General features: G+C 54.0%; 8 protein-coding genes. 4 read left to right on the top strand and 4 right to left on the bottom strand.

Features of this window, described 5'->3' with window-relative positions; genetic code table 11:
• Positions 1-6: 6 nt before the first annotated feature.
• From MTHE_RS00940 to MTHE_RS00950, 3 genes are all read right to left on the bottom strand, one after another.
• Positions 7-504, bottom strand: coding sequence for a 50S ribosomal protein L16 (locus MTHE_RS00940; RefSeq protein WP_175265658.1), 498 nt, complete (start codon positions 502-504; stop codon positions 7-9).
• Between the two features lie 308 nt (positions 505-812).
• Entirely contained in the window at positions 813-5,135 is a 4,323-nt protein-coding gene (locus MTHE_RS00945) for a C25 family cysteine peptidase (protein WP_011695380.1), read from the bottom strand.
• Entirely contained in the window at positions 5,135-6,694 is a 1,560-nt protein-coding gene (locus tag MTHE_RS00950; protein WP_011695381.1) for a hypothetical protein, read from the bottom strand. Before MTHE_RS00950 ends, MTHE_RS00945 begins: the two co-directional genes overlap by 1 nt.
• Positions 6,695-6,995: 301 nt before the next feature.
• Between MTHE_RS00950 and MTHE_RS00955 the strand changes: the two genes are divergently transcribed.
• The 4 genes from MTHE_RS00955 (at position 6,996) to MTHE_RS00970 (ending at position 10,801) form a co-directional block, all read left to right on the top strand.
• Complete coding sequence (locus MTHE_RS00955) at positions 6,996-8,066, top strand: formate--phosphoribosylaminoimidazolecarboxamide ligase (RefSeq protein WP_011695382.1); 1,071 nt, start codon at positions 6,996-6,998, stop codon at positions 8,064-8,066.
• Between the two features lie 282 nt (positions 8,067-8,348).
• Positions 8,349-9,542, top strand: coding sequence for a phosphoheptose isomerase family protein (locus tag MTHE_RS00960; RefSeq protein ID WP_011695383.1), 1,194 nt, complete (start codon positions 8,349-8,351; stop codon positions 9,540-9,542).
• Between the two features lie 41 nt (positions 9,543-9,583).
• A complete protein-coding gene (locus tag MTHE_RS00965; RefSeq protein ID WP_011695384.1) occupies positions 9,584-10,123 on the top strand; it encodes a metallophosphoesterase in 540 nt (179 codons plus the stop codon).
• A 411-nt stretch (positions 10,124-10,534) separates the two neighbouring features.
• On the top strand, positions 10,535-10,801 hold the full coding sequence (locus MTHE_RS00970) for a winged helix-turn-helix domain-containing protein (protein WP_011695385.1): 267 nt from the start codon (positions 10,535-10,537) through the stop codon (positions 10,799-10,801).
• A 207-nt stretch (positions 10,802-11,008) separates the two neighbouring features.
• On the opposite strand, the gene MTHE_RS00975 is transcribed toward MTHE_RS00970, so the two are convergent.
• Complete coding sequence (locus MTHE_RS00975; RefSeq protein WP_011695386.1) at positions 11,009-11,689, bottom strand: 16S rRNA methyltransferase; 681 nt, start codon at positions 11,687-11,689, stop codon at positions 11,009-11,011.
• Positions 11,690-11,897: the final 208 nt, after the last annotated feature.

The following is an 11,897-nucleotide window of genomic DNA, read 5'->3' on the forward strand; positions in this document are numbered from 1 at the left end:
CACCGTTCAGGAGCCTACGATGATCTGGACCGGCGAGGGCAGCTTATGTCCGGCCCTTCGCAGAGCTGTCTTGGCCTCCTCGATGTGCTCTGGGTGCACGCCCAGCGTGAATATCCGCTGCCCAGTGTATACCTGCGCCGCTGTGCCGACAGGCTTCCCGAATGCGCGACGCATACCACTGGAGACGCGGTCCGCGCCTGCGCCTGTAGCCTGCTTGTTCTCCCTTATGACATGATGCGGGTAGACCCTGAGCTTCAGGTGGAAATCGTTCCTGCCCAGCGTTTTAAGAAGATACCTATTCGCGGCGACCCTTGCCGCCTCAAGTGCAGTGTGTCTGATCTGGCATGGCTCTCTCACCACAAGAGAGAGCTTGACGGGAAATTCCTCTGTGAGATTTCCCATGTCATAGTGAACGACCTTGCTTCCAGGGACGCCTCCGATGTACTCCCTGCGCGTGTAAGGCCGCTCGATCCTTCTGTACATGCTTCCGGGTTTTCGCGCCAAATAATACTCCTCCAATGAGCTTGATACCTGCTACCTGCCACCCACTGGTTTATAAGTCTTAGTATCTGAGGTGTGCACCTGACTGATTGGAGCGCGTTTTGGGGGTGCTGCAAATCTATGTGATGCTGTGGGTTGCAGGCTCGGATCACCGAACAGCCTCAATCAGCATCCTTCTGCCACAGCATCTCAGAATTCTCCATACGCCGCAGAGCTCTGCGATTTCATCCAGGCCTGAAGACCAGAGGTTCTGCTGCACCTCTCCAGGAGGTAATTTCTGGAAAGATGCGGAGGCCACACTTTTGGAGCATTCAGCTGAACTCCAGTCTGCACTCCTTCGTGACCTCCATCAGGTACGCCCTTCCCGGCTCCATAGGCTCGTCCATTTTCAGCGGCTTCCATTCGCCATCCTCATACTTCCACATGAACGCTGATATCAATCCCTTCTCTACAGCCTCTGAGAAGCTGTAACGCCGGTGCTCTGTGTTGACGGTGATGTTCATGGGAGCAAGCGATTCGTTCACGGGCAGCCCGATCAGGTTCCAGCCAGCTGTGAGCTTGAGCCTGTACGGCCGCTCCACAGGCTTGCCCGGGATCTTAATGGTGAAATCATCATAGCTGTCGATTATATAGCCCATTCCTGGCTCAAAGGCAGTTATGTTCGTAATAGTCGAGTCCTTCAATGAGTAGCTCCACTCATCATCGGTCACCGTGAATATCCCGCGGTACGGCTTGCCCTTGAGGTACTTCTCCACGCGCGCATCCTTGGGATTGACGTAGATTGAGACCGCGTTCCAGCCTACGGTGATGTTTATGATCTGAAGCTCCTCAGGGATGACGCGGTATTCCACCGAGAAGCTCCTCGTCTCTCCGAGTCTCGGGTTGATGACAGGCCACATCACGCGCCTGTTCTCTCCGGCTACATCCTCCGCATGCCACACGACTCTGGATCCCTCTTTAACTACGACCTCCTCAGCATCCCTGGGAAGCAGCACCTCAGCTATGATCGCAGGAGGAGCGTTGAGGCTGACCTCCCCGTCGGTGCTGTCCACGCCGAGCCAATAGAGCCAGTCCGTGGCCTGCTCTGTGATGGGGGCGACGGAGACTGCAACAGTATCGTTGCCCGAGACCTCATCTACCCTATACGGAAGCTCCGGCGTCTCTGGGAGATATGGCCTGAACTCCGGATCGCCGAAGAGCATGAAGCTGCTCGCGGTCTGGTTCATCATCTCCTTCATGGAGTACTCCCACGGAGGCAGCATCTCCTCTATCCTCTCGAAGGATATCTTCTCCGCGCCCTTCATCTTCATGATGTAAAGGTTCTCGGCCTGGCTCAGGGCCTCGCCTGCGGTTGCATTCTCGAATACCAGCGCCTGGTAGAAGCGCTTGTTGTAGTCCTCTGAGACGTATATCCAAACAAGCGCGGATGAGCCCACATATCCCACAGCCCCAGCCCTGACGAACGCCAATGCTATCGAGTCGTCGAGCCTCATTGGTATGTACATCTCCGTCCCGCTCACATTGATGCTGAATCCCTTGAGTCGGGAGCTCAGACAGGAGTTGCTCGTCGTGAGCTGGGGAGCGAGGACGAACTGCTTGACCTGCGTCTCATCGAGGAACGAGTCTGTCATCGACCAGCTCGAGAGCGCCCAGCCCTTCTCTGAACCATGATGATCGAAGTGGACTATGCCCACGCCATTGTTCATGAATGCAGAGACCCTCTGGAAGGTCGCCTCCTCCCACCGCAGGTCTCTCGAGTTCAGGCCTGCGTCTGCAAGATACTCCTTTATCCTGATGGGCACAGGGCTCCATGGCCACTCCACCGGCGTGGCCACAACGAGCGATGTGTTCTTCCAATCGCCATGGAGCCTCTCGTAGCTCAGAGTCCTGGCGACCATCTGCGAGACGTCGTAAACGCTGAGCCCTATGAACCGACCGGTCGCGACCTCTGTGTAGTTGTCGTCATCCATCTCTATTCTGTAATCCCTGTAAACATCATAGGAGATGGGATCTCCCTCAAGCTCCTGCTTCACACCGGTCGTCGGGAATGGAAGTGATCCGGGGTCTCCGACCACCAGGAGGTACTCCGGTCTCAGCTTCTTCTCCCCAACACTCTCGCGGAGCCATTCCTCGACCTCACCAGGGTCCACATACTGCGGGTCCTTCGCCACGTCCATCACTATGGCGCGCTTTGCAGCTGCAACCTGCATCGATGCCAGCGACAGCTTCGGCACCTTCGTGTGGCTGAAAGCCGTAACGTTGTTAGGCGGCAGTGTCGACCTCACCTCTATGCTCATGTTCTTCGTCCGGTACTCCGTGCCACCACCGACCTCTATGTTGAATAACCATCTTCCAGGCTCAGGCATCGGAAGAACTGCGCGGTATCCGTCCGATCCTGCGCCGAACCGGACATAGCCTATCAGCCCGTGCGGGCTGAAGAGCCGGAGGGCTGTGTAGCTGTGCGGCTCAGAGACATTCCATGTGACTATTGCAGTTCCAACAGGCATCTCTCCTGGATACGTTATCTCAGAGACTGGTCCGTCGCTCTCCGTTTCCACCGTGACGTTCTCCGCCAGGCCGGTGTACCTGACCGTCATGCCCCTGTCGAGAGGCTGCACCCAGCCGGCATCCATGGGATGTAAAACCACGACCTCTAAATTCAGAGAGACCGATTCATCCGGGTCGAGCTTCTCTAGATCCCACGTGAGTATCGAGCCGTTGAAGAATGCGCCTGCCGGATCCGACGGCTCTTTGGATATCGGGTCTGTGATCGCGAGCTTTCCTTTGTAGTATATCGGCATCCTCACATACCGGCCGTTTGCGAACATGTCAACGAGGCTTACCCCCTCCAGAGGCTCTGTGCCAGTGTTTCTGAGCGTTATGTTCATCCGCACGACCTCCCCGGCCTCCTCAGAGGGTATGCTCGCGGGGATGGTCTCAACACTGATCCAGAGGTCTTTGACAAACGCTCTCTTTATCCTGCTCTCCGGCTTTGGAGGTATCAGAGAGATGTCGTGGCTGTTTGTCAGCACTATGGATCTGACAGAATCGTTTCGCGCCCTCATCTCTCCCAGGAGAAGATCCAGATCACCCCTGTGGACTGTGACGTTCATCTCCTCCAGCATCTTGACCACATCAGATGGCGCGTCCCCTGCGATGATCGCATCTCTGCAACCTAGCCTCTCGATCTCCGAGAGCGTGGTGTTCGATATGTTGGAGGAGAAGAAGAGAACTGGCCAGTTCAGGTACGAAGCTATTGTCGCCGCCTGGATCCCCGCGGTGTAGTTATCCCCGACCAGAACAACGCCAGGGGAGGAACTCCACCGGCTGCTCAAAAGCACCGCCAGCTCCTCGCTGCTGTTATATCTTATCGTATCATTGCATGCCCAGGAGACATCTCCTATGCCCAATGTCCTCATTCCGAGCTCCTTTATGAGCCACTGAGCTGCCTTCGAGGGGGGCTCGAGCTCAGACCATAGAGGTGTGTAAACGACGTTATACTCGAAGACCATGCCGTCGCATTCTGATTTGATGAGACTCTCAATGTAATTCAAAGCGCCCTCGACGTTCTGCGTGGAGAGCATGTACTCAACATAATCATCGCTGAGCCTCACGTATATCGGGGTATCAGTCACCCTGGCAGCCAACTCTGCATCCTGCACAGGCACAGAGGACACAACGACAAAATCTGATACGCTGGAGAGATCATAGAGGTTATAGCCCTTCGATTTGTCAAAGGGCTCGTCTATGGCGACGCCCAGCTCCACCGGTCCGAGGTTTCTTGTTATGTTCCGCGCCTCTCGCGCGATCTCCAGGACCTTCTGCTCCCTCCACGAGAGCCACTTCTGGTAGTTGTATCCTGATGACCTTATCCTCGTCAGGTCCAGCCCTGTATCTCTGTAGAACTCCTCCTTGCAGACGTCACAGAAGCAGTAGTCCTCTCCATCGAAGCCAAACCTGTAGAGCACTATGCCATCTACCTTGTACTCGTCTATGATCTCCTCGATCCTGGCGTAGAGATCCTCCCTGACATTTGGATTCACAGGACATAAGAGAGATCCACGATTTCCGTTTGCGTCCAGTGAGTATCCATCTATCTCTGTGTCGTTCCCTTCCTCCAGCCTCTTCCTGAGCTCGACACCTCTGAATGCATCACGAATCATCCCTGCCAGTGTCGAATCGTTCGCATTTACCAGTGTGGTTGATGTCCATCTCTCCTCATCGCTCTCAGGCTCCAGGGATACTGTCATGTACGTCTTCATTCCCTGCTTCTGAGCTGTTTTGACGAGGGTCTTGACGTCCTCGCCGGAGCCGTGGATTATCAGCGCGGAGACGTTGCCAGAGGTCATGGTCTGCAGGATCGCATCCATCCCGTACCTCTCGAGATCCGTGCCCTCCACCCACCCGAGCCGCCTTCCAGCATTCACCTCCCGCGGGAGTATCAGCATCGGCCTCACTACCGTGGTGTTCTCTTCACTCCACGTCGAGAGCGGCACGGATGCCACGACAGCATGCCAGTCCTGTTCGCCGACGAGTATCATCTCATCGGTATCTGATTTCACCCCTCTTTCAAACACAGCGCCCGCCTGAGATATCAGGAGCAAGAGGAGAGTTGCAATAAATATAGCGCGCATCACGACACCTCCACTGAGAGCCCCATCACTTTGAGAGATGTCACCACTGAATCACTCACGCCGCTTGCGATGATCGCCTTCTCCAGACCCTTCGCCATCATGCTCTTTATTGATGTCGTGATCGAATCAGTGAGCTCGTCACCACAAACGACCAGTGGCAGACCTGAACGCTTTGCGATCTGGTACGATCTGAAGACATCTATCTCGCTCGGCCCTGAGACGACAACTGCTGTCTGGTTAGACCACATCTTGTCTGCGAGAATCCAGGAGGTCTCGGCGAGATCCGAGCCTGCGATCCTGGAGACGTTGAAGCCGGATAGCTCAGACTCGATTTTACTGCTCACTTCTGATTCGCTGCCCAGTATGATCACATCACTGTAGGGTAGAAGCATGTCCATGATATCCTTACTCACCCTGTCCTCGACCTGGATCACAGGCACGGTCGTATTGTTTCCTGAAAGCAGAGAGGCAACGGCCATGTACCTCGGATCCGCCGAGGTGATTACCGCGAGCCCAGATGGCTCTACGGCCTCTAGATACACTACCTCAGGCGGGAATGGCACACCATTTGTATCTACCATCCTGAAGACTATTGCATATCCAGATGGCTCGGTCGCGATAAGCGTGAAGTTCGCCGATCCGAACTTGCCGTCGATGTCCAGAACCATGCTCGATGGCACGATGAGCAGGGATGGATCCGATATCGCATCTACCATCACCCTGACATTGTTCTCCAGGAAGAGCGTTATCCTCCCCTCGTAGCTCCTGTTCACGATCACCTGCTTCGGGATATCTATCCTGACATCATAACCCTTGACCACAACCCCGACATCGAGATTCACTGTAACACTGGCGTTCTTGGATCTGTTGCCCTGAGACTCCCCCACGATCCTCATCGACCCACTCCTCGCGTTCTCATTCACCTCAACCTTCAGGGTCAGATGATGGCTTGATCCGGATGGGAGAGCGAGCGAGTATGGCAGATCTATCTCCTCATCCCCATCGTATAGCCTCGGCTGCCAGCCCGCGGGGACCTCAGGGATGTACACCTCGATTAGATCCCTGAACCTGCCGGTGTTTCTCACCTCGAGATCGAACTCTACAGGCTCATCCGGTGTGACCTCCCCGCTCACCTCCTTTGCATCATTTATGTAAAGTCCAACGTTATAGCTGTCCTTCTCGATGACGTTGAGGTTGAAGCTTATCGCTATCGGGAGAGCAGGAGGCGCGGTCTCATCGAATATGTAGAAGAATCCTGTGTACAGCCCAGGCTTCGTCTCAGGAGGTGCCATGAAGAATATGTCCACATCCATATCATCGCCCGGATCGATTGCCTTTTTGGGTATATCGATCATTATCATATCCTTCGCGTCTCCACCCACAGCGGTAGTTCTTATCCTCGATACCGGCTCCTCGCCTGTGTTTGTCAGGGTCAGCACCTTGTGTATGACCTCTCCAGGATGGATCTCGATATCGAAACGCTCCCTATCCGGCTCCAGCTGGGCGGAAGCGATCCCGCTCAGAAGCAGCATGATGAGTATGAGGTAAATAGGCTTCATCAAGACCACACAGTGTCAATGAATCTCTTTGGGGAGAACTCTTTCCATCAAGGTATAAAACAGTATCTGGAGTCGTGGATGCCCTGAAGATCTTGGCTATGTGAATGCTGGAGAGATGCCATCCTCTGCACAGCGCTAGCTTCTTATTTCCTTTGATGGTGTCCTGCTGCCCCCTGCACTTCCAGAAGGTTGCTCTATGAGATGCCCCACCTGTCCTTGCATCCAAACGAAGAGATTATCTAGTGGGACGCCAACCTGCAGATTTCAAAGGATCGAATCGAGGGGAGAAAAGGTCGTAGTCATGATTTCGAAAGAGGAGATTTTGGAGATACTGAATGGGTATGATCTGAAGAACATCACAATAGCCACGGTCTGCTCCCACAGCAGCCTTCAGATATTTCACGGCGCGAAACAGGAGGGCTTCAGGACTCTCGGCATATGTATAGGTCCGCCCCCGAGGTTCTATGATGCCTTCCCTCTCGCAAAGCCGGATGCATTTATATCGCTGGACAGTTATAAAGCCATGCTGGATGAGAGCGACCGTCTGATCGATGAGAACGCCATAATAATACCACACGGCTCGATGGTCGAGTATCTCGGCATCCAGAACTTCGAAGCTCTGCCTGTGCCGACCTTTGGGAACAGAAGATGCCTCGCCTGGGAGAGCGACCGCGAGATGGAGCGAGAGTGGCTTCTCAGGGCTGGTGTGAACGTCCCCATGAGGTTCGAGAACGCCGAGCTGATAGACAGGCCTGTCATAGTCAAGTACCACGGCGCCAAGGGCGGAAAGGGGTTCTTCATAGCAAAGAATAAGGAAGAGTTCCAGTCGAAGATCCAGCAGGGACAGAAATACACCATACAGGAGTTCATCTTAGGAACAAGATACTACATACATTTCTTCTACTCTCCCATAAGGGAGAAGGGCTACCGTCTGAGGAAGGGCACACTCGACATGCTCGGGATCGACAGGCGTGTGGAATCAAATGCTGACGAGATATTCAGGATAGGATCGGTGAACGAGCTCGAGGCTGCAGGGATATACCCCAGCTTCGTCGTGACCGGGAACCTGCCGCTGGTTCTGCGAGAGTCGCTTCTTCCGAAGGTATTCGACCTCGGCGAGAGGGTCGTCGAGACGTCGATAGAGTTATTTGGCGGCATGGTGGGTCCGTTTAGCCTCGAGACGATAGTGACCGACGATCTGGACTTCAAGGTCTTCGAGATATCTGCAAGAATCGTTGCAGGTACAAACCTCTTCATAAGCGGATCGCCATATTCTGATCTCATTGAGAAGGGCCTCTCCACAGGAAGGAGAATCGCCCAGGAGATCGCGCTCGCGAGAAGCATGGGGGCGCTTGGAGAGGTCATAAGCTGAATGATGTACCACCTCACCCTGAATGGTGAAGCCGACTGCGCTTCGACTGCTTTCGACATTCGATGCTCGTCGATGCCTTTCGATGCTGTCGAGAGCGGTCGAAGATCTCTCGATCGGCCATCTGTAATACAGAAATAGAAATGTGTGTCTGATTGGGGATTGAGCGTCTCCGACATCCAATAGCAGCAATCCACAGAATTTCTGAATTCAGCTCTCATTCGGACTGCCCATGCTGAGCACAGGAAAAGCTTATCTTCAGACATCCTCATAGCAGGAGCCACCATGTCTGGCCTGTTTGAGATATTCCGGGAGGCAACACTCCTGCAATGCGGATTTCTGGAGAAGCTGCTTCGTCTCGATATGTCTGAGGTTGCGTCTTTCTCAGAGTCGCTGGCATCTTTCCTGAGCGATACCGAGAGGAACAAATTCGTCTATGGGCTTGCTGCAGGCAGAAGCGCCCTCTCGCTGTACAGCTTCCTTCAGCTCCTGCAGAACCACTTCGACAATATCTTCCCGTGCACGCTGGAGGATCCAGTCCAGAGGCACTTCAATCCGAGGAAGATGAATCTGGGGATAGCGGTCTCGGGCTCGGGAGAGACCCCATCTGTGAACAAGTACATCGAGGATGTCATGGGCCAGGGAGGCGAGATCAAACTGATCACAGCCAACAGAAACGGCACAGCGTACAGGCTCGTGGAGGATTACAAGAACGGCACCATACTTGTGATAGAGGGGAGGACGAAGTACAGCACCGACAAGGAGAGACGCTCTCGGCTATCGCCACTGGGCACGGAGTTCGAGCTCGAGGTCCTGGCGTTCCTCAACGCCCTCTTCAAGGATATCCAGGCGAGGCTTGATGGCCACCATGATGATCGATGTCCTGAGTACTGCTCCACGATCCAGGACTTCGAGGAGAACGGAAGGCTCATAGCTGATATGGATCAGGAGCATCTCGAGAGGTGGTTTGGCAGGCTCTTTCCGAGGTCGGGGCGCTATGTCATTGGAGGTGTCGGCAGATCCGGGCTTGTCGCGAGGGCATTCGAGATGAGGTTCACGCATCTGAACAAGATAAGCTACTGGGAGAGAGACTTCAACACGCCAAGCTTCCAGATAGGGGATGTGTACATACCGATAACAGGCGGGGGTAACACCTACGAGGCGCTTGAGGGCGCGAGGAACGCGTTCAGGAACGGCGCGGACGTGATGCCGATCACCGCGAACAGTGGGTCGAACCTGATGGCGCTTGTGAGGGAGAAAGGCAGGCTTGATGATGTTGTTTTCATACCTGTGAAGAAGGACTATGAGGGTCTCTTTAAGGGCAACAGAAGCACCACAAGCTGGCTGGTATCCGAGTTCACGAAGTACAGGTACCCGATATTCGAGATAAACACATCCATATTCACAAACAGTGTCGTCGCGGTGGGCGCTGAGTTCCTGGGCATAGTCGAGGCCGGGATGCGCAGGCTCCACGTTTAGCGGATGCTCCGGAGACGCTGCATCACCACGCTGGAGGCAGCATGAAGATACTCCTAATATCTGATACACATCTTGATCGCATTTCCGAGGAGCTTCTGAAAACCCTGTCCGGATACGATATGATACTGCATGCGGGCGATCTCGTCAGCATGGAGGTCTACACCGATCTTAAGACTCTCGGGGAGACGCATGCGGTGGCTGGAAACTCTGATCATCCGGATGTCAGGAGATCACTGCCAGAGCGTCTGAAGCTTGATATCGAGGGGCTGCGCGTGGGCATCATACACAGACCATCACACTCGCCCGATTCCCCTGGTATATCCCTGATGGCAAGAGAGATGGATGTGGATCTGCTCGTCTTTGGTCATTTCCACAAGCCGGTATTCGAGCGCGATGGAAGTCGGATGATGGTGTGTCCGGGGAGCCCCACATGCCCCAGGCTGTCTCCACCATCCGTCGCAGAGCTCCTCGTGGAGGGTGGAAGGGCATCGATCAGGATCGTGCCAGTGGGAAGGCCTATGTGCGGCTACCTCCGGTTTGCTGAGACGCTTTATCTGAATGGATCTTCTGGCCAATGTTGAGCGATGGTCGGATTTGGTAAGATCTCACAGGACGGGGGATGCTATTGGTGTGACTTCCTCTCCTGAAGATTGGAGCTTGTGCCCTGCTAACCCCTATGAGAGCCCTATGAGAGCATGTCCAGTTTGCTCAAGAGCGAAGCGATTAATTTATTCCAGACAACGACCAAGAGATGACCATACACTCATACCGAAAGCCTTCGCACCCCCTTTTAGGCACCTGCTCATCCCGTGTCCAGTAACGTCTGGCCTCAGCATAGGGAGATAAAATCTTATATAACATATGCCAGAGATGAGAGACACATTTATGATATTGTTAAATTGAGCTAATGGATGCGGGATGGCAGTGCTGAAGAGAGCCCAGGCTGTGCATGCTGAAGCATGTAGTGCTCATGAAGATCGGGTTATGGGATAATGACGCTGAAAAGAGACAAGCTGAGCATAATATCTGAGATACTTCAGAAATGCATTGGTGGTGCCACGAAAACCGCTATAGTCTACCAGGTAAACCTGAACTTCAAGACGGTTAATCCATACCTGGATCTTCTGATCGCCCGTGGTCTTATTGAGATCTCTCAGGGCTCGACTGTGACATACACAACGACCGAGAAGGGCATCAAGCTGCTTGAGGATCTGAAAAGAGTGCATGATGTTCTGAAAGAGACATCCGAGCAGGATTAACTGAGTTCTGCATGCATCAAACTGCGTCCTCTGAAGAAGACGATATGCGATCAACTCCGCGCATCTTTTTCTGCAGCAGATTCCAGAGGGCGCAGATTAGTGAAGTCTGCTCTGCTCGCAGCGTCATAGAGCGACCTTCTGGTGTCGGAGCAGTGGGAACTCCATTACATTCTATCCCGAAGCTTGGAGTTTGCGCCCTCCTCTTTATCAGGATGGAGCCGACGCCTCCAGAACATGATTCTCGTAGTTGACGAGTATCTCAGATGCCACGGTCCAGACCGAGAGGCTCTCTTCGTAGATCGATATCGTATCGTCCGCTTCTGAGAGAACATCGCTTATGAACTCCCCCTTCGGAAAGCCGCCGAGTATGAAGAGAGCGTTATCACACTCCTTCACGTAATCGCTGAGCCTGACCCTTCTGCCCTTCGGTGATAGAAGGATGACCTTTTCGTGCGGGATCTCACCTATGCATGCGCCGATATCACGATCCCTCTGCATCACAATGAGAGGCTCCCTTTCAGGAACACTGCCCTTCTCAAAGAGGCTCTCCATGAGACCCACAAACCGGGGATAGTTCTTGGGTATCCTTGTCGTTGGGTCTATGGTGATCATCTCGTTATTTCTGGTATGGATATAAACCCTGAGCTGACCCACCCTGTTCAGGACAGATTCCAGCGCCACAAGAAGAAAGACATGGACTATATCCGGCCTCCCGCGGCGATCTCCCATGGGGAGAGCCCGCATCGCTGAGTGATGAAGACTTGCATCAAGAATACTCTTCGCCGGTGATTTGTTCCGCTTCCTGGCGTTGAGCCGCACCGCCGGATACCCCACGATCTCTCTGGGCACGAGCTCCAGCTCAGAATCCGCAAGCAACATGCTAATCATAACTGTGACCTCCTCCCCGCCCTGAAGGGCAGGGCTTCCTCACTTCGACTGTGCCGAAGCTAGTCGAAGTCTTCACTGACGTATCTCCACAGGCTCTAGTCCGAGGGTGAGTATGTTCTTCGTTGCGTACGGGCTTACCCCAAAGATGGGAGCTTGCGCCCTGCTGCCTCTACAGCATCTCCAGAACGCCTGACCGGAACTCTTGCGT

The organism is Methanothrix thermoacetophila PT (assembly GCF_000014945.1).
Lineage (GTDB): Archaea > Halobacteriota > Methanosarcinia > Methanotrichales > Methanotrichaceae > Methanothrix_B > Methanothrix_B thermoacetophila.